This is a genomic window from Siccibacter turicensis LMG 23730 (genome assembly GCF_000463155.2).
In the GTDB taxonomy this organism is placed as follows: domain Bacteria; phylum Pseudomonadota; class Gammaproteobacteria; order Enterobacterales; family Enterobacteriaceae; genus Siccibacter; species Siccibacter turicensis.
This window is the reverse complement of the sequence record NZ_AWFZ01000017.1, coordinates 477,624-497,652: the sequence shown is the minus strand read 5'-3', so window position 1 is coordinate 497,652 and position 20,029 is coordinate 477,624. Positions and strand designations below refer to the sequence as shown.

The 20,029-nt window shown below is 56.8% G+C and carries 16 protein-coding genes, 1 tRNA gene and 1 rRNA gene; 3 read left to right on the top strand and 15 right to left on the bottom strand.

Annotation, left to right across the window (positions count from 1 at the left end):
• The first annotated feature begins 109 nt into the window (after nucleotides 1-109).
• Both DW58_RS04235 and rrf read left to right on the top strand, forming a co-directional pair.
• Nucleotides 110-185: transfer RNA gene (locus tag DW58_RS04235), tRNA-Thr, on the top strand.
• Between the two features lie 40 nt (nucleotides 186-225).
• Nucleotides 226-341, top strand: a 5S ribosomal RNA gene (gene rrf, locus DW58_RS04230).
• Nucleotides 342-626: 285 nt separating this feature from the next.
• On the opposite strand, the gene DW58_RS04225 is transcribed toward rrf, so the two are convergent.
• From DW58_RS04225 to DW58_RS04195, 7 genes are all read right to left on the bottom strand, one after another.
• Nucleotides 627-1,385, bottom strand: coding sequence for an amino acid ABC transporter ATP-binding protein (locus DW58_RS04225; protein WP_024549649.1), 759 nt, complete (start codon nucleotides 1,383-1,385; stop codon nucleotides 627-629).
• Nucleotides 1,386-1,393: 8 nt separating this feature from the next.
• Entirely contained in the window at nucleotides 1,394-2,500 is a 1,107-nt protein-coding gene (locus DW58_RS04220; protein WP_024562488.1) for an amino acid ABC transporter permease, read from the bottom strand.
• 9 nt (nucleotides 2,501-2,509) lie between these two features.
• Nucleotides 2,510-3,691 (bottom strand): amino acid ABC transporter permease, encoded by a 1,182-nt coding sequence (locus tag DW58_RS04215; RefSeq protein ID WP_024548923.1) that lies wholly within the window; start codon nucleotides 3,689-3,691, stop codon nucleotides 2,510-2,512.
• Between the two features lie 65 nt (nucleotides 3,692-3,756).
• The gene (locus DW58_RS04210; RefSeq protein ID WP_024548922.1) at nucleotides 3,757-4,782 is read right to left on the bottom strand and encodes an amino acid ABC transporter substrate-binding protein; all 1,026 of its coding nucleotides are present in this window, start codon (nucleotides 4,780-4,782) and stop codon (nucleotides 3,757-3,759) included.
• A gap of 466 nt (nucleotides 4,783-5,248) precedes the next feature.
• Nucleotides 5,249-5,470, bottom strand: a complete 222-nt coding sequence (locus tag DW58_RS04205; protein WP_024548921.1) for a putative periplasmic lipoprotein — start codon at nucleotides 5,468-5,470, stop codon at nucleotides 5,249-5,251.
• 329 nt (nucleotides 5,471-5,799) lie between these two features.
• On the bottom strand, nucleotides 5,800-8,901 hold the full coding sequence (locus DW58_RS04200; protein WP_024548920.1) for an efflux RND transporter permease subunit: 3,102 nt from the start codon (nucleotides 8,899-8,901) through the stop codon (nucleotides 5,800-5,802).
• 13 nt (nucleotides 8,902-8,914) lie between these two features.
• The gene (locus DW58_RS04195; RefSeq protein WP_024548919.1) at nucleotides 8,915-10,069 is read right to left on the bottom strand and encodes an efflux RND transporter periplasmic adaptor subunit; all 1,155 of its coding nucleotides are present in this window, start codon (nucleotides 10,067-10,069) and stop codon (nucleotides 8,915-8,917) included.
• 386 nt (nucleotides 10,070-10,455) lie between these two features.
• Between DW58_RS04195 and DW58_RS04190 the strand changes: the two genes are divergently transcribed.
• Nucleotides 10,456-11,094: a TetR family transcriptional regulator gene (locus tag DW58_RS04190; protein WP_024548918.1), complete on the top strand. Its 639-nt coding sequence runs from the start codon at nucleotides 10,456-10,458 to the stop codon at nucleotides 11,092-11,094.
• Between the two features lie 5 nt (nucleotides 11,095-11,099).
• On the opposite strand, the gene DW58_RS04185 is transcribed toward DW58_RS04190, so the two are convergent.
• From DW58_RS04185 to accC, 8 genes are all read right to left on the bottom strand, one after another.
• Complete coding sequence (locus DW58_RS04185) at nucleotides 11,100-13,193, bottom strand: putative bifunctional diguanylate cyclase/phosphodiesterase (protein WP_024548917.1); 2,094 nt, start codon at nucleotides 13,191-13,193, stop codon at nucleotides 11,100-11,102.
• Nucleotides 13,194-13,415: 222 nt separating this feature from the next.
• The gene (fis, locus tag DW58_RS04180) at nucleotides 13,416-13,712 is read right to left on the bottom strand and encodes a DNA-binding transcriptional regulator Fis (protein WP_000462905.1); all 297 of its coding nucleotides are present in this window, start codon (nucleotides 13,710-13,712) and stop codon (nucleotides 13,416-13,418) included.
• A 25-nt stretch (nucleotides 13,713-13,737) separates the two neighbouring features.
• Nucleotides 13,738-14,703 carry a tRNA dihydrouridine synthase DusB gene (gene dusB / locus DW58_RS04175; RefSeq protein ID WP_024548916.1) on the bottom strand — a complete coding sequence of 322 codons (966 nt, stop codon included), beginning with the start codon at nucleotides 14,701-14,703 and terminating at the stop codon, nucleotides 13,738-13,740.
• A 319-nt stretch (nucleotides 14,704-15,022) separates the two neighbouring features.
• Nucleotides 15,023-15,763, bottom strand: coding sequence for a carbonic anhydrase (locus tag DW58_RS04170; RefSeq protein ID WP_024548915.1), 741 nt, complete (start codon nucleotides 15,761-15,763; stop codon nucleotides 15,023-15,025).
• A gap of 144 nt (nucleotides 15,764-15,907) precedes the next feature.
• A complete protein-coding gene (gene prmA, locus DW58_RS04165; protein WP_024548914.1) occupies nucleotides 15,908-16,789 on the bottom strand; it encodes a 50S ribosomal protein L11 methyltransferase in 882 nt (293 codons plus the stop codon).
• 11 nt (nucleotides 16,790-16,800) lie between these two features.
• A complete protein-coding gene (gene panF / locus DW58_RS04160) occupies nucleotides 16,801-18,255 on the bottom strand; it encodes a sodium/pantothenate symporter (RefSeq protein WP_024548913.1) in 1,455 nt (484 codons plus the stop codon).
• A complete protein-coding gene (locus DW58_RS04155; RefSeq protein WP_024548912.1) occupies nucleotides 18,245-18,487 on the bottom strand; it encodes a YhdT family protein in 243 nt (80 codons plus the stop codon). The genes panF and DW58_RS04155 overlap by 11 nt, the downstream gene beginning before the upstream one ends.
• Before the next feature lie 189 nt (nucleotides 18,488-18,676).
• Nucleotides 18,677-20,026 (bottom strand): acetyl-CoA carboxylase biotin carboxylase subunit, encoded by a 1,350-nt coding sequence (accC, locus tag DW58_RS04150; RefSeq protein ID WP_024548911.1) that lies wholly within the window; start codon nucleotides 20,024-20,026, stop codon nucleotides 18,677-18,679.
• Between the last annotated feature and the right edge of the window lie 3 nt (nucleotides 20,027-20,029).

The window sequence follows — 20,029 nt, the reverse complement described above, 5'->3', positions numbered from 1 at the left end:
GAAACGCCGTAGCGCCGATGGTAGTGTGGGGTCTCCCCATGCGAGAGTAGGGAACTGCCAGGCATCAAATTAAGAAATCTGAAAAAATCAGGTTTTGAAGAATTAGTGTGCTGATATGGCTCAGTTGGTAGAGCGCACCCTTGGTAAGGGTGAGGTCCCCAGTTCGACTCTGGGTATCAGCACCACTTTATTTGGTTAATGTTCGGCACGTTAGAAAAGAATTTGCCTGGCGGCTGTAGCGCGGTGGTCCCACCTGACCCCATGCCGAACTCAGAAGTGAAACGCCGTAGCGCCGATGGTAGTGTGGGGTCTCCCCATGCGAGAGTAGGGAACTGCCAGGCATCAAATAAACAAAAAAGCCCGCGTAATCGCGGGCTTTTTTGTATCTGCGCTATGCCACCCGTAACGTTGCCAGCCAGTCTGAGATGAAGTAACGATACGCCTAACCGCACGCAAAAGTAGCCGGTATCTCCAGTCTGAACCCGTCCTGCAAGCGTCATAAAAAAGCCCGCTTCTGGCGGGCTTTTGCGTTTCGACTTAGTAGTATGGGGATTAGCTCTTCGTCGGTCTTCCCGGCACAACCGCCGTGCTGATTGAACAATGCCGGCGGGGGAAACCAGGTTCTATCAGTGAATAACCTGCGAGAGAAATGCCCGGGTTCGCTCTGATTTCGGGCTGGCGAAAAACTCCTGCGGCGGCGCCTGCTCGACGATTTCCCCGCGATCCATAAAGATCACGCGGTCGGCGACCGTGCGCGCAAAACCCATCTCATGGGTCACGCACAGCATTGTCATCCCCGATTCCGCCAGGCCTATCATGGTATCCAGCACCTCTTTCACCATCTCCGGATCGAGCGCAGAGGTCGGCTCGTCAAACAGCATGATCTTCGGCTTCATGCAGAGCGAGCGCGCAATCGCCACGCGCTGCTGCTGCCCGCCGGAGATCTGCCCCGGATATTTATGGGCGTGCTCGGCAATGCGTACCCGCTCCAGATAGTGCATGGCCAGCGCGTCGGCCTCTTTCTTCGGCATTTTGCGCACCCATATCGGCGCCAGCGTGCAGTTTTGCAGCACCGTCAGATGGGGAAACAAGTTGAAGTGCTGGAACACCATACCCACTTCCTGGCGGACTTTCTCGATATTGCGGATATCTTCGTTCAGTTCGATGCCGTCCACCACAATGCGCCCCTGCTGATGCTCTTCGAGGTGGTTAATACAGCGAATAGTGGTGGATTTTCCGGAGCCAGACGGGCCGCAAAGCACAATGCGTTCGCCCTGCTTCACGTGCAGATTGATGTCTTTCAGTACGTGGAACTGCCCGTACCACTTGTTAACCGCTTCGAGCGTAATCATCGCGTCGTTGGCCTGTAATGTTAAGTTGCTCATGAGATTCCTTAGTGCGGTGTACGACCGGTGTTAAAACGCTTTTCCAGATGCTGGCTGTAGCGCGACATGCTGAAACAGAAGATCCAGTAGATCAGTGCGGCAAACACATACCCTTCCGTCGACATCCCGAGCCATGCGGGGTCGACCGTGGCCTGCTGTACGCTGCTGAAGAGATCGAACAGACCAATGATGATGACCAGGCTGGTATCCTTAAACAGTGCGATGATGGTGTTCACGAGGCCCGGAATCACCAGCTTCAGCGCCTGGGGCAGGATCACCAGCCCTTGGGTTTTCCAGTAGCCCAGCGCGAGCGACTCGGCGGCTTCGTACTGACCCTTCGGGAGCGCCTGCAGCCCGCCGCGCACCACTTCTGCGACGTAGGCTGACTGGAAGAGCACGACGCCGACCAGTGCGCGGATCAGCTTATCGATGCTGGTACCCTCGGCCATAAACAGCGGCAGCATTACCGAAGACATAAACAGCACGGTAATCAGCGGTACGCCGCGCCAGAACTCGATAAAAATTACCGACAGGATGCGCACCACCGGCATAGTGGACCGGCGTCCCAACGCCAGCAAAATCCCCAGCGGCAGCGCGCCGGCAATCCCAACCGACGCGATAATCAGCGTCAACGTCAGACCACCCCACTGGCGGGTTTCCACGCGTTCCAGGCCGAGGATGCCACCGTAAAGCAGCACCCAGACCACCACCGGATAAATCACCGCCCAGCAGGCGATATAGCGACCCCGGCGCGGCAGCGCTTTCCAGAACATCGGGGCAATAGAGAGCAAGCCGATAATCAGCGCGAGGTTGATACGCCAGCGTTGATCGTGCGGGTACAGCCCATACATAAACTGGCCGAAGCGCTGATGTATGAACACCCAGCAGGCACCGGCTTTGGTACAGTCGGCCCGCGTTGTGCCAAACCAGTTCGCCTGGAAAAGCGCCCAGTTAAGCAGCGGCGGGATGAGCTCCCACATCAGCCACAGGCACACCAGCGTCAGCAGGCTGTTACTCCAGCTGGAGAACAGGTTTTTCTTTATCCATTGCAGCGCGCGCCCGGACACCCCCAGGGTAGACGGGCGTGCAGGCTGTGACACAAGTACTTTTGTCATCATCGATCCTTAACGCTCAACCAGGGCGATACGCCGGTTATAGATATTCATCAGCAGTGAAATCGAGAGGCTGATGGCCAGGTAAACCGACATGGTGATGGCAATGGTCTCGATAGCCTGTCCGGTCTGGTTCAGTACCGAACCGGCAAACAGCGACACCATATCGGGGTAGCCTATCGCTGCGGCGAGCGATGAGTTTTTAGCGATGTTGAGGTACTGGCTGGTCAGCGGCGGGATGATCACGCGCATCGCCTGCGGAATAATGACCTGGCGCAGCGTTACTGGATTGGGCAGAGCCAGCGAGCGCGCGGCTTCGTGCTGCCCGTGCGGTACGGACAAAATACCGGCGCGAATGATCTCGGCGATAAACGCAGAGGTGTAAACCGACAGCGCCAGCGTCAGCGCGGCAAGTTCCGGGATAAGCACCATCCCACCCCGGAAGTTAAACCCGCGCAGCGCGGGGATATCCCAGTGCAGGGCTGCACCAAACAGCATGTGCGCGACTACCGGTAATCCAACCAGCAGTGCGATGGCCCAGGGCCATGTCCGACGCAGCTGGCCGGTCTTAATCTGGTAGGTTCTGTTGTAGCGGAACAGCCCCCAGCTGATGACGAGCGCCATCACCAGCGCGGCGAGAAAGGCGCCCAGACCTTCCCCCATCTGCGGCGAGGGAATGTAGAGGCCGCGATTGCTCAGAAACATCAGATCGAACGCCCCGACGGCCTGGCGTGGGCCCGGCAGGTTGCGCAGCACCGCGAAATACCAGAAGAAGATTTGCAGCAGCGGCGGGATATTACGAAACGTCTCGATATAAACGGTAGAGAGCTTCCGCAGCAGCCAGTTATCGGACAGCCGGGCAAGCCCAAGAAAGAAGCCTAGGATGGAGGCAAACACAATGCACAGCGCGGAAACCAGCAGGGTGTTTAACAGCCCAACCAGAAATACGCGGCCATAGGTATCGCCCTGTTGATAATCCACCAGGTGCTGAACGATGCCAAAGCCAGCGGCGCGATCGAGGAAAGCAAACCCGGAGGTAATGCCGCGATTATTCAGGTTAGTGATGGTGTTATGGATTAACCAGGCGGCGACAAACACCACTATCGCGATGGCCGCTATCTGGAACAGCCAGGCACGAACCGCAGGATTGGAAAGGGACAGTGCACCTTTCACGGCTGGGCGGCGAAGGGACATAGAGAAACCTCAGTTAAAACGTGGGGCTGGGTACCGCCGAAGCGGTACCCGTTACAGCCAGAGCATTAGCGAACCGGCGGGGCGTACTGAATACCACCGTTGTTCCAGAGATTGTTCTGGCCACGTTTGATCTTCAGCGGGCTTTCAGACCCCACGTTGCGCTCGAAGATTTCCCCGTAGTTGCCCACTTTCTTCACGATGTTGTAGGCCCATTTGTTATCGAGCTTCAGGTCCTTACCGTAATCACCCTCTTTACCCAGCAGGTGCGCCATATCCGGCGTCGCAGGGTTAGCGACTTTCTCATCCACGTTTTTCGACGTCACGCCCATCTCTTCAGCGTTCAGCATGGCGAACAGCGTCCAGCGAACCACGGCAAACCACTCATCGTCACCGCGACGTACAACCGGGCCCAGCGGCTCTTTCGAGATCACTTCCGGTAATACGATCCACTCTGCCGGATCGCTGAGCTTGATGCGCAGGGCATAGAGCTGGGACTGATCCGACGCCAGGGTATCGCAGCGTCCGGACTCCAGCGCTTTGGCGGATTCATCCGAGCGGTCAAACGTTACCGGGGTGTATTTCATGTTGTTGGCTTTGAAATAGTCGGCCACGTTGAGTTCGGTATCGGTGCCTGCCTGAATGCAAACGGTTGCGCCGTCGAGCTCTTTTGCACTCTTCAGGCCCGCTTTGTTATGGGTCAGGAAGCCAATACCGTCGTAATAGGTCACGCCGGTAAAGGACATCCCCATGCCGGAATCGCGGGATGATGTCCAGGTGGTGTTACGGGAGAGCACGTCGACTTCGCCTGACTGCAGCGCGGTGAAACGCTCTTTAGCGGTCAGCGGGGTGTATTTTACTTTGGTGTCATCCCCGAAGACGGCGGCGGCAACGCCACGGCAGATATCCACATCAATACCCGTAAACTTACCGCTCTCATCGGCATAGGAGAAACCCGGCAGCCCGTCGCTTATCCCACACTGTACGAAGCCTTTCTTTTTCACGGCATCAAACGTAGCACCGGCATGCGCCTGATTCGCAACGGCCAGCATTGCGCCTGCAGCAACCAGAGTGGCAATCATCATCTTTTTCATAAAGCATCCTGTGTGGCTGAATTATCGTTATAAGTGCGGCGCGAAAACGCCATTAACCTGTCTGTGGCATTGGTCATATTCTATTAAGCAAAGGTAATGCCAGGTTTGCGCGAGGCCGTTTAAGACTATTCCAGGCGCAATATGCTCAGTGTAGACAGGAACAAATTAATTCAGCGCCCTTAAACGGTGCAAAAATTCAACCTGCGCCACATTTTGGAGCAAAATAGTCACGTAGCGAAAGCATCGTCTGCGGATAATTACGCGGCGAATGACATTAAGAAAAATGCGGTGCCAGGGAGTGTGATGGGATACACAAAAAAATAGCGATCTCAACGAGAGGAAAAGCGGACGCAAAAAAGGAAGAGAGTAATGAACGATGGTGATGCCAAAATTTTACCTTATGAAAGTGTCCTGCACCATAATAAAGCAAAATGATAAGCGCGGCCGAAGCCGCGCCTTGAAGGGATTATTTTGACACGGCAATAATGCCCAGCGTCAGCCCCGCGAGGGCGGCCGCGCCGCCGGCGATAGCACCTGCGGTTTCCCAGTTATCCTGCGTTGTGCCTTTCATACAGGTATTGGTGTGAACCAGACGACCCTGGTCGTCATACACCGGTACACAAGGCGAGTCATGGGCACAGCCCGCCAGAACGGTAGAGAGCAGTGCGACAGCAATTAATTTTTTCATGGCGTTACCTCAATAAACATAATATCCACGCCGACGTCATCCAGAGGGGTAACTCGCAGGTGGAACCTGTGTGACTAAAATACCATGTCGGCAGTAAGAGGAAAAAATGCCAATGATTGCAAAGCGTAATATTTGTAAAAACTATGGAGGAAGAAGAAGGCCAGATGATGAATTGTGAAGATTTAATGAAGATGGTGGAAAAACAGGGGGTTTAAATGAGAAACAAGAATTATCTGCTGGGCCATTACGTTAACGCTTTCTTTACCCGGATTCAATGTCGCCTCCTCTCTTTTAATGCGTAAAAAAGGCGCCGCAGCGCCTTCTTTTTGTTACTGTTCGCCGCCAAAGCGCCGCCGAATAACCACAAAAAAGACCGGCACAAAGAAAATGGCCAGCAACGTGGCAAATAACATCCCGCCCATCACGCCTGTCCCTACCGCATTCTGGGCGCCGCTCCCGGCACCGTTATTCAGTACCAGCGGCAGAACGCCGAGAATAAACGCCAGGGACGTCATGAGGATGGGGCGTAAACGCATTCTGACCGCATCCAGCGTCGCTTCAATAATGCCTTTGCCCTCTTTTTCCATCAGGTCCTTGGCGAACTCAACGATCAGAATGGCGTTCTTGGCGGCCAGCCCGATGGTGGTCAATAACCCCACCTGAAAATAGACGTCGTTATTCAGCCCGCGCAGCGACGCCGCCAGCAGGGCGCCCACTACGCCGAGCGGCACTACCAGCATCACCGAGAACGGAATCGACCAGCTTTCATACAGGGCGGCCAGGCACAAGAACACCACGATCAGGGAAATGGCATACAGCGCCGGGGCTTGATCGCCGGAGAGGCGTTCCTGGTAGGACATCCCGGTCCAGTCGTAGCCAATCCCGGCGGGCAGTGATTTCGCCAGCGACTCCATCAGCGCCATCGCTTCCCCGGTACTTTTGCCCGGTGCGGCCTCGCCGAGGATTTCCATGGATGGCGAACCGTTGTAGCGCTCGAGGCGCGGCGAGCCGTAGACCCAGCGTGAGGTGCTGAAAGCCGAGAACGGCACCATTTCGCCGTTGGCGCTACGCACATAGATTGCGTTGATATCCGCGGGCAGCATGCGGAACGGCGCATCAGACTGCACGTAGACTTTCTTCACGCGGCCGTGATCGATAAAGTCGTTCACGTAGGTACCGCCGAGCGAGGTGGAGATGGCCTGGTTGATATCCGCCAGCGAAACGCCCAGCGCCTGGGCTTTCTCCTGATCCACATCCAGTTTGTACTGCGGCGTATCTTCAAGGCCGTTAGGGCGCACGCGCACCAGCAGATCCGAATGCTTGCCTACCATCCCCAGCAGCGTGTTCCGTGCCTGCGTCAGGGCGTTATGACCAAGGTTCGCCTTGTCGATAAGCTCAAAGTCGAAGCCGGTGGCCGTGCCGAGATCGATAATCGCCGGCAGGTTAAAGGGGAAGATAAGGCCGTCGCGGATCTGGCTGAACGCCCGGGTAGCACGTTTAATGACGCCCCCGACGCTATTTTCCTCACCTTTACGCTCCTCCCACGGCTTAAGGCTGATAAAGACCAGCCCGGAGTTCTGCCCCTGGCCGCTGAAGCTGAAGCCGTTCACGGTAAAGACCGTCTCGACGTTGGCTTTTTCATCATTCAGATAGTAGTGCGTGATGCGGTCGAGCACGTTTTGCGTGCGGGTCTGCGTCGCGCCGGCGGGAAGCTGCACCATCGTCATGAACACCCCCTGGTCCTCCTCTGGCAAGAAGGCGCTGGGCAGGCGTACGAAGAGGATGGCCATGCCGATGACGATAAGCACGTAGAGTAAAAGATAGCGCCCGGTCGCACGCAGAATACCGCCAACGCTCTGCGTGTAGTGGTTAACGCTGGCATCGAATTTTTTATCAAACCAAACGAAAAAGCGGGCTTTTTTATCGTGTCCGCCGGGTTTCAGCAGGGTCGCGCACAGCGCCGGGGTAAGGATCAGCGCGACCAGCACCGACAGCGCCATCGCGGAGACAATGGTAATGGAGAACTGGCGATAGATAGCCCCGGTAGAACCGCCAAAAAACGCCATCGGAATAAACACCGCCGACAGCACCATAGCAATCCCGACCAGCGCGCCCTGGATCTGCGCCATGGATTTGCGGGTCGCCTCTTTGGGCGGCAGATGTTCCTCCTGCATCACGCGTTCGACGTTTTCCACCACCACGATGGCATCGTCCACCAGCAGCCCGATGGCCAGCACCATACCAAACATCGTCAGGGTATTTATCGAATAACCGAGCGCGCTGAGAATGGCAAAGGTACCCGCCAGCACCACCGGCACTGCGATAGTGGGAATTAACGTCGCCCGGATGTTTTGCAGGAACAGATACATCACCAGGAAGACGAGAATGACCGCTTCAACCAGGGTCTTAACCACTTCGTGAATGGAGATCTTAACGAACGGCGTGGTGTCGTAGGGATATACCACCCGCATTCCCTGGGGAAAGAAGGCTTGCAGCTCAGCCAGCCGGGTTTTGATCGCCGCAGCGGTATCCAGCGCGTTGGCACCGGTAGCGAGCTTAATCCCGAGGCCCGTCGCCGCCTGGCCGTTGATTTTGGTCACCATGTTGTAGTTCTCACCGCCCAGCTCAATGCGGGCGATGTCGCTAAGGTGCACCACGGACCCATCCTGGTTGACCCGGATGGTGATGCGGCCGAACGCTTCCGGCGACGTCAGGCGCGTCTGGGCAATAATGGAGGCATTCAGCTGCTGGCCTGGCACCGACGGCGTGCCGCCAAGCTGCCCGGCGGCAATCTGGTTGTTCTGGGTTTTGATCTGGTTGATGACATCAGCCGTGGTCAGCTGATACTTGTTCATCGCATGCTGATTCAGCCAGATGCGCATCGCAAACTGCGCGCCAAACAGCTGCACATCGCCGACGCCTGCGGTACGGCCAATGGCGTCCTTCACGTTTGACGAGACGTAGTCGGAGATATCCTCCTGGGTGAGCTGGGGGTTATCTGATAAAAAACCCGCCACCAGCAGAAAGCTACTGCTGGCTTTCTCGACGCTGATCCCCTGCTGCTGCACTTCCTGCGGCAGCAGCGGCATGGCCAGCTGCAGTTTGTTCTGCACCTGCACCTGCGCGATATCCGGGTCGGTACCGGATTCGAAGGTCAGTGTAATGGTGACACCACCCGCCGAGTCGCTGGTGGAGGACATGTACATCAGGTGATCGATACCGTTCATATTCTGCTCGATAACCTGGGTTACGGTGTCCTGCACCGTCTGCGCATCGGCACCCGGATAGGTTGCCGAGACAGCCACCGCCGGTGGGGCGATAGTCGGGTACTGCGCCACCGGCAGATGCATGATGGAGAGCGACCCGGCAATCATCAGCACAATAGCCAGCACCCAGGCAAATATCGGGCGCTCAATGAAGAAGTTAGACATGGGGCACGGCTCCTTATTGCGCCGGTTGCGGCGCGGTATCGAGGGTGGCGTGCACTTTTACCCCGGCCCGGATCTTTTGCAGGCCGCTGGTCACCACGCGATCCCCTGGTTTCAGCCCGGCGGTGACCAGCCAGTCGTTACCGACTGCCTCGCTGGCCACCACCACCCGCGACTCCACTACATCCTGTGCGTTGATCAGCATCACCACCGCTTCACCGCGCGGCGTACGGGTGACGCCCTGCTGTGGCACCAGAATGGCGTTCGGCTGAATGCCGTTCTCAATGCGCGCGCGCACAAACATGCCCGGCAGCAAGGTATGATCGGGATTCGGGAAAATAGCGCGCAGGGTGATGGACCCGGTGCTTTCATCCACCGTCACGTCGGAGAATTCCAGCGTGCCCTGTCCGGAGGCGGTCTTACCGTCGTCCATCACCAGCGTGACGCGGCTTTTCTCCCCGCTGCGCTGAAGCGAACCTTGCTGGAACTGGGCCTTAAGCCGCAGGTAGTCGTTGCTCGATTGGGTGACGTCCACATAGATAGGGTCGAGCTGCTGTACCGTCGCCAGCGGGGCGCTCTGGCCCTGCTGGACCAGCGCGCCTTCCGTCACGCTGGATTTACCAATACGGCCACTGATGGGGGAGATCACTTTGGTGTAGGCCAGGTTGATCCGCGCCGCATCCAGCGCAGCACGCGCGGCAAGCACCGAGGCATCGGCCTGACGGGCGTTGGCCGCGGCCTGGTCATAATCCTGTTTGCTGACGTAATTCGTGCCCTGAAGGGCCGCGTAGCGTTTCAGCGTCAGGTGGGCAATCGTGGCGCTGGCTTCGGCCTTCGCCAGGTTTCCCTTCGCGCTTTCGACATCGGCCTGATACGTCGCCGGATCGATTTGATAGAGCGAACTGCCGGCCTCGATCTCGCTGCCTTCCACAAAGTTACGCTTAAGGATGACGCCGCTGACCTGGGGGCGCACCTCGGCAATGCGGTACGCCACCGTGCGCCCAGGCAGTTCTGTCGTGATGGGCAGCGGGGTTTCAACAACGGCATGTACCGTTACCTGAGGTAGCGATGGTTGACTATTTTTATCGCCGTCATCGTTACATCCTGACAGTAGCGCTGTGAGAATGCACACAAGGAGAGGGCACGAGAATGCCCGAACTTGCTTTGTCATTGCCGTTCCTTAAATACAGTAAACACGAAACTTTCCGGAGGCTGAAATTACGTGAGGATTAATTCAGTGCGCTATCCTACAAATATTATTCGGTTGATGTAAGCCGGATCGCTTTTTTTGCATTATTTGAACAGGGTGAACGGCAATTTTCAGACTGACTTTAGTGTAAAATATTTTTATCTCTGAGATATGGTTACAAATTCATATATATCAGACATGCGAAACATATGTCTTCTTAATATTAATTTCATTTTTATATTCATCAGCAATATTCATTAATTCTGTTACCAAAAATTCAGTGAGCGCCTGTCGCTGGACTGGCATGATGAGGGAATATCACCTCCTTGCCGTTATCACGGCCTACTTACTGACAGGCGCGGTTATTTATGGCTCGTAAAAAGAAATCAGATGCCTTAAAAACGCGGCAGCAGCTTATTGATGCCGCCATTGCCCAGTTTGCCGCCCACGGGGTGGCGAAAACGACGCTGGGCGATATCGCCGAGGCCGCACACGTCACGCGTGGCGCGCTCTACTGGCACTTCGACAGCAAAGAGCAGATCTTCGAGGAGATCTGGAAACAGCAGTCGGCGCTACAGCAGATTATTCAGCAGCGCATTCCGCGTGCGATTAAAAAGGAGCCGCTGCGTTATCTGCGCGACGTGTTTATTACCGCTCTGCGTTTAATTTCACTTGACCCGTATCACCGCTCGCTGATGGAAATATTGTGCTGCAAATATGAGTGTACCAACGGGGTGCTTGATACCGTTGAAATGCAGGCGATGCTCGGTATGGACGATGAGGCGCTGGCCTACTGGCTGCGAAGATGTATTCAGCATGGTGATATATCAGCGCAGACTGATATATCTGTGCTGATAATTATATTGCGCGGCGCGTTGAGCGGTATTATCCGTAACTGGCTGATGCATCCTGAGCGGTTTGATCTTGCCGCTCAGGCCCCCACGCTGGTGGATAATTTATGGCAGATGTTTACCGTAACGCGTCCCGTTGCCGCCGCGCATGAATAATGCCGTTATTTTTCCACTTCGCGCCGCGTAAAATGCTCTGGCGTATGTTTTACCATATGGGAAATCGACTGTGGGTCGAGCGGCTTGCCCAGTAAATAGCCCTGTAGCGTGTTACATCCCAGCTCCGTCAGAAACGCCTGCTGTTCGACGGTCTCTACGCCTTCTGCGACCACGCGCAGATTGAGCGTTTTCGCCAGCGCAATAATCGCCGACACGATCGTCGCGTCTTCCCCTTCGGCGCGCAGTTCGTTGACAAACGCCCGGTCGATTTTCAGTTCGCTGGCCGGCAGCCGCTTAAGGTAGAGCAGACTGGAATAGCCGGTCCCGAAGTCGTCAATTGAGGCCTTCACCCCAAGGCGGGTCAGCTCGGTCAGCAGCCGGACGCTTTCATCCGGGTCGCTCATCGCCGTGGTTTCTGTGACCTCCAGAATCAGCATCTCCGGCGGGATATTGTGCCGTGTCAGGCAGGACATCACGTCGTCTATCAGGGAAGGCTGCTCAAACTGCATCGCAGAGAGGTTCACCGCCATCGTCCAGTTGGTGTACCCGGCCGCGCGCCACTCGCTAAGCTGGCGACAGGCTTCATTCAACACCCACAGGCCGATAGAAATAATAACCCCGGTTTTCTCCGCCAGCGGCAAAAAGGCATCGGGCGCCAGCAGCCCGCGCTGCGGGTGCTCCCAGCGCAGCAGCGCCTCAAACCCGATGGCCGGCCCGGCGGGCGCCTGGAACTTCGGCTGATAGAGCAGGCGAAGCTCATGACGGGATTCGGCCAGCCAGAGATCGTTCATTAGCTGCAGCTGGGTCTGGGCCAGGGCATTCATCGACGGCTGGAAGAAGTGATAGCCGTTACGCCCGTTGTGCTTAGTGTGATACATCGCTGCATCAGCGTTAAACAGCAGTTCGCGGGAGCTCTGCCCATCGTGTGGATAGAGTGCAATACCGATGCTGAGCGTCACCACCACTTCATAGGGCGACACGCGGAAAGGTTCATCGATAGCGCGCACCAGCTGGCTGGCGAGCGAGGCGGCGTCATCCGGGGCAGGGGTTTCCACCAGCAGCACGAATTCATCCCCGCCGATACGCGCCAGGGTGTACTGACCTTTGAGGGGCTGCACCAGCCGCTCGGTCACGGCCATTAATAGCCTGTCGCCGGTATCGTGTCCCCAGGCGTCGTTTACCGCTTTAAATCCGTCGAGATCCATATACATCAGCGCAAAGCCGCTGTTTTCCAGCTGCGCTTTGCTGATGGCCTGCGCCAGCCTGTCTTCTAATAGCACTCGGTTTGGCAGGCGGGTCAGGGTGTCGTGAAGGGCCAGCTGTGCCAGCTCGCGGTTCGCTTCGGCAAGGGAAGAAGCCAGCAGCGAGGTACGCATCTGAAGCCGGGCATCGAACAGCGAAACCAGCAGGGTGATGCCGAGAATCGAGAGCGTCACTACCGTCACCAGAAGCGCCAGCCAGTTGCTGTTGACCCCGCTTTCCGTGGCGTGGCTGCCGTGAGGGAAATGCGCGGCCAGCATCCCGGTGTAGTGCATACCGGCTACTGCGATCCCCATGATGGTTGCCGCGCCAAGCCGGAGCAGTGTCGCATTGCCTGACGTACTCAGGCGCAGGCGAAACGTCAGCCAGAGCGCTGCCACGGAGGCAATAAAGGCAATAATAACCGAGAGAATGACCCAGAAGGGGTTCCAGACGATGCCAGGGTTAACCTGGATGGCGGCCATCCCGGTGTAGTGCATCGCCGCGATGCCCGCGCCCATCACGCCGCCGCCCGCCAGCAGCGTGGCATGCGTCAGCGCCGTGCCGCTCACCAGCCACAGTGCGAACAGCGAGGAGCCCAGCGCGATCAGCATCGACAACCCGGTGATCGGCAGGTCGTAGCTCAGCATAAAGGGCATCTCCATCGCCAGCATGCCGATGAAGTGCATCGCCCAGATGCCAATGCCCATTGCGACGCTTCCGCCAGCCAGCCAGATGCGCGCTGCTTTGCCGCTGCTGGTGGAGATGCGTCCTGCCATATTGAGCGCGGTCCAGGCCGCCAGGATGGCAACAATAAACGATATAACTACGAGAAGCTGGTTGTAATGGCTCACCATCATAGTGCCGTCGACTCATAAAGGAGGTTTATCTCGCCATACCAAAGCATAGTCTGGTCAAGGGGCAGAGACATTATCACTCTCTCTGGTAGCGGCAAAGGACTTTAAAACCCGGTAAAAAGAGGGGATTCTGGTGGGAAAGACGGGAAAAAAGAGAGAGTACGGAAGGCGAAAAACAAAAAAGCGCTTAAGTGATTAAGCGCTTTTTAAGGTCGGAACTAAAAATCAGTTCATGCCGTATTTTTTCAGCTTCTTACGAAGCGTGCCACGGTTGATACCCATCATCAGTGCAGCACGGGTCTGGTTACCGCGGGTGTATTGCATCACCATGTCCAACAGGGGCTGTTCTACTTCAGCCAGTACCAGCTCATACAGGTCATTCACATCCTGACCATTCAGTTGAGCAAAATAGTTCTTCAGTGCCTGTTTAACCGAGTCACGCAGGGGCTTTTGAGTCACCTGGTCCTGAGAGTTAACGGTAGAAACGGTCAGTACGTCAGAATTTACGCGTTGTTCGAACATAGTTCTGTCAGCTCTTTATTTCTGTTTACGCAAAATTTTCGAAGTATGCCTCCAACGCCTCCAGCTGTTCGCTGGCGTCTTCAATGGCGTTGAATGTGCGCCGAAACTGGTCATCCGGAGCGTGTTCCTGCAAGTACCAGGAAACGTGTTTCCGCGCAATTCGGTACCCTTTCGCCTGACCGTAAAAGTCATGCAGTTCCCGAATGTGCGCACAAAGCAAGCGCTTCACCTCTGCCAGAGGCAGGGGAGGCAGCAGCTCTCCAGTGTCCAGATAATGCTGGATTTCCCGAAAGATCCAGGGTCTTCCCTGAGCTGCACGTCCTATCATCAGAGCATCTGCCCCTGTATAGTCCAGTACGGCTCTGGCTTTAAGCGGGTCAGTAATGTCGCCATTCGCAATAATCGGAATGGAAACTGTCTGCTTAACTGCTCGAATCGAATCGTATTCCGCGTCACCCTGAAACAAACAGGCACGGGTGCGGCCATGTATTGTCAGCGCCTGAATACCACTCTCTTCAGCCAGTCGTGCAATCTCTACGCAGTTACGATTGGCGGTATCCCAGCCGGTACGAATCTTAAGGGTAACAGGTACGTCTACTGCATTAACGACCGCGGTCAGGATGGTTTTCACCAACGCCGGATGTTGCAGTAACGCCGAACCTGCCAGCTTGCGATTCACCTTCTTGGCCGGGCACCCCATATTGATATCAATAATCTGGGCGCCGTTTTCCACGTTAATACGTGCGGCTGCCGCCATCTCTTCAGGTACACAACCGGCAATCTGCACGGTACGAATACCTGGCTCATCGACATGTACCATCCGCAGTCGGGATTTGTCGCTCGCCCACACTTCCGGGTTAGAGGACATCATCTCGGATACGGTCAGCCCAGCACCCATCTCATAGCACAGCGTCCGAAACGGTCTGTCGGTAATGCCAGCCATCGGTGCTGCAATCAGGCGGTTTCTAAGCTGGTGGTGTCCAATGCGCATGAGTTAAGAAATGACCATACTGTGCCTGCAAGGCGGCGTATATTACGCATTTTTTACGCGAGATGAAAGGCCAAACTTTGAACAATCCACTGTTGCAGATCATTGACGTGTCTGCCTGTAGAAATTCAAATGTTAATTAGCGATACATATCATGGGGTTATGGATGAACGCCTAATCTCTGTCCAGCCATAATTTCCTCGCGGATCTTGTATTTACTGCCTCAAGAGGGTCACATTGAGGATATATTTTGTTGATTTTTAGCGCAAAACGAGCGGATTCTGCGAATCCGCCCGATGACTTCGCGAAAAAATGCGCCGGATTATTCGACCACAACGCGGCCGTGTAACGGCTGCACCGGACGGTTGTTATCGTGATGCATCACGGCCTTAAACTTGTCCAGCTGCGCCTGAGAGAGCGTCAGCGGGTGTTTCATGACCAGCCAGGTAACGCCCTCTGAGCAGGGCGGCGTGGTGAGGGAGCCGCTGAAGCGCCAGAAGGTTTTATCCGTCGGCAGCAGCGCGTTGAGGTCGATCGTACGCGTCAGCGTCTCGCTTTTATCAACGCCGTTAGGGATTTTGCTCCACAGATCCGCCAGCGCGGCATTCTGCGCGCCGGTTTCAAACATCACCGCGACCACCGCGGTATCGCCATCCACCGCTTTGTGCACCAGATGCATCTCCATGGCGTAGTGCTTGCCGTGGACGGTGTTCTCGCTGGGGGCATGAAAGTGGAACTGCTGTAACGTCCAGGCGGTGCCATCCAGCATGATGGTATTGGCGTCGTTGTGCGTAAAGCTCGCCTGAATGGTGTGGCCATTGTTGAGCAGCGCAGCCGGGCCTTCGGTGTAGTGAACCGCCAGCGGCGCGAGGGAGGCTTTCAGGGCTTTGTCGATATCGACAGGAGACTGATTCTTACCGAACTGACACTCTTTGTATTCACTGTTCAGCTCGCCCCAGTGCTCAGGGGATTCAGCCCCTTCGTAGCTCCAGTGAGCGGCAAAGACCAGGGCAGGCATCAGACCTGCAATCAGGATCGCGCTTTTCGCGAAATGCATCTTCATTTTATTCATCCGATGAATGTGGTTTACACGGGGACGCCCTGGCGTGTTATCCGGGCGGCACATTATAGGCGTGACGATAAAGATAAAGGCGCATCAAAAGTGCGGATATTGCGTTGGACGCGGCAGGTGCCGCGTCCGGGAAGGTTACAGCTTGCAGCCCGTGATGCGGCACCACTCCTCTTTCTCCACCACCGGATCGAGAGCGAACTGTGTTTCGTAAGCCTCGCAGACGCTTTCCGCCTGGGTTGCCAGCACGCCAGACAGCCCCAGCAGACCGCCGCTCACCGGCAGGACGCTAATTAGCGGGGCCAGCTCGCGCAGCGGGCCGGCGAGGATATTCGCCACCACCACGTCCGCCTGCATATTCTCCGGCTGGTTGTGCGGCAGATACAGCTCCAGACGCTCAGAGACGCCGTTACGCTCGGCGTTATCGCGGCTGGCCTGAATCGCTTGCGGATCGATGTCGATCCCGATCGCTTTCGCCGCACCCAGCTTCAGGGCAGCAATGGCGAGGATCCCGGATCCGCAACCGAAGTCGATCACCGTCTTGCCGTTCAGATCGAGGCCGTCAAGCCACTGCAGGCACAGCGAGGTGGTAGGGTGCGTCCCGGTACCAAACGCCAGGCCCGGATCGAGCATTACGTTTACGGCGTTTTCATCCGGGACGTCGCGCCAGCTCGGGCAGATCCACAGCCGCTCGCCGAAGCGCATCGGGTGGAAGTTGTCCATCCACTCGCGCTCCCAGTCCTTATCTTCAAGCTGTTCGATCTTATGATGGAAGCCGGGGGCCAGCAGCGGATGCTGTTCCAGGATCGCCACCACCTCTTTCATATCTGCTTCGGCGTCAAACAGGCCGGTCACGTTGGTGTCGCCCCACAGGCGAGTTTCGCCCGGCAGCGGCTCAAACACCGGTGTGTCATGGGTGTCCTGGAAGGTGACAGACACCGCACCGCTCTCCATCAGGGCATCGCCCAACGCTTCGGCGTGCGTCCCGGTGGTATTAACTTTCAGTTGAATCCATGGCATGGCAAAACTCTTTATTTATCAGTCGGTGAAACGGCCACCGGCGTGATTACCGGACGACCGAAGCGGTTTCCGATAATAAACGCCAGCAGACTCAATAGTAGTGAAGGCACAATGGGGTGGAAGCCCAGATAATGTACGTTAAGCGTAGCCAGTACCGCATACAGTACGCCACCCACGACCATGGCGCTGAGCGCCCCCGCCGCGTTAGCGCGCTCCCAGTACAGACCCAGCACCAGTGGCCACAGGAAGACCGCTTCCAGGCCACCGAACGCCAGCAGGTTCAGCCAGATGATCATCTCCGGCGGACGCCAGGCCGCCAGCAGCAGCAGGGCGCTCAGCAGCAGGGTAATCAGGGTCGACATGCGCTTCAGGCGCGGCTCGTTGGTGCTCTGCTCCGGACGCAGGTTGAGATAGAGATCTTTGATTATCGTCGCGGAAGACTGCAGCAGCTGGGCGTTGATGGTCGACATAATCGCGGCCATCGGCGCTGCGAGGAAAATCCCGGCGGCAAACGGCGGCAGCACCTGCATCATCAGCGTCGGGATCACCAGATCCGGGACCTTCAGATCCGGCAGCACCGCGCGGCCCAGCGCCCCGGCAAGGTGCATCCCGAACATCAGGATCGCCACCACGATGGTGCCGATAATCATGCCGCGGTGTACCGCTTTGCTGTCTTTATAGGAGATGCAGCGCACGGCGGTGTGGGGCAGGCCGATAACCCCAAAGCAGACCAGCACCCAGAACGACGCCATAAAGGAGGGAGAAAGAATATCCTCTGCACCCTGCGGTGACACCAGTTTAGGGTCGATGGCGGTCAGCTTATCCACCGCGCTGTGCAGACCGCCCGCAGCGTGAACCACGGCGATCAGCAGCAAAACGGTGCCGATCAGCATCACCAGGCCCTGCATCGTGTCGTTAAGCACGCTGGCGCGAAAACCGCCGAAGGCGGTGTAGAGCGCAATGCTGATACCAAAGATCAGCAGCCCGGTTTCATAGGGGATCCCGGCGGCGGTCTCCAGCAGGCGCGCGCCGCCGATAAACTGCACCGTCATCGCCCCGATAAAAGCGATCAGCAGGCTCAGGCTGGCCAGCCAGACCAGCAGCCGGCTCTGGTAGCGGGCATAGAGCATATCGTTGAGGGTAACCGCGTTATAGCGGCGCGCCAGAATGGCGAATTTCTTCCCGAGAATCCCCAGCGACAGCCAGACGGCAGGCAGCTGGATCATCGCCAACAGCACCCAGCCCAGCCCGTACTTATAGGCAGCACCCGGCCCGCCGATAAAGGAGCTGGCGCTGATATAGGTGGCGGTAAGCGTCATCGCCAGCACCACACCGCCCATCGAGCGGCTGCCGAGGAAATACTCGTTCAGAAACGTGCCGGTCACACGCTGCTTCATGGCGTAGACCGACAGACCGAAGACAATCACCAGGTAGGCGACCAGCGGCAGAACGACTTCAAGCTGCATCGTCATCCTCCAGGGGGATATCGCGATAGATAAATTTGACCATCAGCCAGCACAGCACGATAAACAGCAGCGGCACGGCGAGGCAGGCGAGCTCAAACCAGCGGGGGAGCCCGGTAATGCCTGGCGTATCGTCCGGCAGCCAGCTGCCGAGGAGCCATGCCGCGAGATAGAAAAGGGTAAGCCCGAGCGCCCAGCGCGCCTCTTTATTGGCCTGAACAAAACGTTTGTCCATGATTGTCCCCATCGCCTTGCTATGTCCGAGCCGCTTTCGCCGGCCTGCATCATAGCGAGGTCACGATTTAATAAGGCGGGGATTGTACCGCATGGCAAACGGCTGGCGATAAAAAAAGAAAAAGGCCGGGATTGCGCCCCGGTGCGCAGCGCGCGTCGGGGGCAATCACCGGCCTTTCGGCGGGAGAAATTACTTCTCTTGCAGACCGAGTTTTTTCTCCAGATAGTGGATGTTAGTTCCACCGTGCTGGAAGTTCTCGTCGCTCATAATGCGCATTTGCAGATCAACGTTGGTTTTGATGCCGTCGATGATCAGCTCCTGCAGCGCATTCTTCATGCGGGCAATCGCCACGTCACGGCTCTCGCCGTAGCAGATGAGCTTGCCGATCATGGAATCGTAATACGGCGGTACGGTGTACCCCGCGTAAATGTGCGATTCCCAACGCACGCCAAAGCCACCCGGCGCGTGGAAGCGCGTGATTTTACCCGGGCTTGGCAGGAAGGTATTCGGGTCTTCGGCGTTGATACGGCACTCGACCGCATGGCCTTTGACCATCACTTCTTCCTGCTTGATGGAGAGCGGCTGACCGGCTGCAATGCGCAGCTGTTCTTTAATCAGGTCAACGCCGGTAATCATTTCGGTTACCGGATGTTCTACCTGAATACGGGTGTTCATCTCAATGAAGTAGAACTCGCCGTTTTCGAACAGGAACTCGAAGGTACCCGCTCCGCGGTAGTTGATGTCCACGCAGGCTTTCGCACAGCGCTCGCCGATGTAGCGACGCAGTTCCGGGGTAATGCCCGGTGCCGGCGCTTCTTCAACCACTTTCTGGTGACGACGCTGCATTGAGCAGTCGCGCTCTGCCAGATAGATTGCCTGGCCCTGGCCATCGGCCAGTACCTGAATCTCGATGTGACGCGGGTTCTCGAGGTACTTCTCCATATAGACCATGTCGTTGTTGAAAGCGGCTTTCGCTTCCGCACGGGTCATGTTGATGGACTGCTCGAGATCGGCATCGCTGCGCACGACGCGCATACCGCGACCGCCACCGCCGCCGGACGCTTTGATAATCACCGGATAGCCGATGCGTTTCGCATGGGCGCGGTTCTTATCCATATCGTCGCCCAGTGGGCCGTCGGAGCCAGGCACGGTCGGTACGCCGGCTTTCTTCATTGCGGTGATTGCCGAGACTTTGTCGCCCATCAGGCGAATAGTGTCAGCTTTCGGACCGATGAAGATAAAGCCAGAGCGCTCAACCTGCTCGGCGAAGTTGGCGTTCTCGGAGAGGAAGCCATAGCCCGGGTGGATTGCCACCGCGCCGGTGATTTCAGCTGCGGAGATAATAGCCGGGATGTTCAGGTAGCTTTTTACAGACGGGGCCGGGCCAATACACACCGTTTCGTCTGCCAGCAATACGTGTTTTAAGTCGCGATCCGCGCTTGAGTGCACCGCGACGGTCTTGATGCCCAGCTCTTTGCAGGCACGAAGAATACGCAGTGCGATCTCGCCGCGGTTAGCGATAACAATTTTATCCAGCATGTG

Bases quoted from the DNA above. Each gene is read 5' to 3' on its own strand.
- DW58_RS04225 (WP_024549649.1), bottom strand. From the start codon at position 1,385: ATGAGCAACTTAACATTACAGGCCAACGACGCGATGATTACGCTCGAA.
- DW58_RS04220 (WP_024562488.1), bottom strand. From the start codon at position 2,500: ATGACAAAAGTACTTGTGTCACAGCCTGCACGCCCGTCTACCCTGGGG.
- DW58_RS04215 (WP_024548923.1), bottom strand. From the start codon at position 3,691: ATGTCCCTTCGCCGCCCAGCCGTGAAAGGTGCACTGTCCCTTTCCAAT.
- DW58_RS04210 (WP_024548922.1), bottom strand. From the start codon at position 4,782: ATGAAAAAGATGATGATTGCCACTCTGGTTGCTGCAGGCGCAATGCTG.
- DW58_RS04205 (WP_024548921.1), bottom strand. From the start codon at position 5,470: ATGAAAAAATTAATTGCTGTCGCACTGCTCTCTACCGTTCTGGCGGGC.
- DW58_RS04200 (WP_024548920.1), bottom strand. From the start codon at position 8,901: ATGTCTAACTTCTTCATTGAGCGCCCGATATTTGCCTGGGTGCTGGCT.
- DW58_RS04195 (WP_024548919.1), bottom strand. From the start codon at position 10,069: ATGACAAAGCAAGTTCGGGCATTCTCGTGCCCTCTCCTTGTGTGCATT.
- DW58_RS04190 (WP_024548918.1), top strand. From the start codon at position 10,456: ATGGCTCGTAAAAAGAAATCAGATGCCTTAAAAACGCGGCAGCAGCTT.
- DW58_RS04185 (WP_024548917.1), bottom strand. From the start codon at position 13,193: ATGATGGTGAGCCATTACAACCAGCTTCTCGTAGTTATATCGTTTATT.
- fis (WP_000462905.1), bottom strand. From the start codon at position 13,712: ATGTTCGAACAACGCGTAAATTCTGACGTACTGACCGTTTCTACCGTT.
- dusB (WP_024548916.1), bottom strand. From the start codon at position 14,703: ATGCGCATTGGACACCACCAGCTTAGAAACCGCCTGATTGCAGCACCG.
- DW58_RS04170 (WP_024548915.1), bottom strand. From the start codon at position 15,763: ATGAAGATGCATTTCGCGAAAAGCGCGATCCTGATTGCAGGTCTGATG.
- prmA (WP_024548914.1), bottom strand. From the start codon at position 16,789: ATGCCATGGATTCAACTGAAAGTTAATACCACCGGGACGCACGCCGAA.
- panF (WP_024548913.1), bottom strand. From the start codon at position 18,255: ATGCAGCTTGAAGTCGTTCTGCCGCTGGTCGCCTACCTGGTGATTGTC.
- DW58_RS04155 (WP_024548912.1), bottom strand. From the start codon at position 18,487: ATGGACAAACGTTTTGTTCAGGCCAATAAAGAGGCGCGCTGGGCGCTC.
- accC (WP_024548911.1), bottom strand. From the start codon at position 20,026: ATGCTGGATAAAATTGTTATCGCTAACCGCGGCGAGATCGCACTGCGT.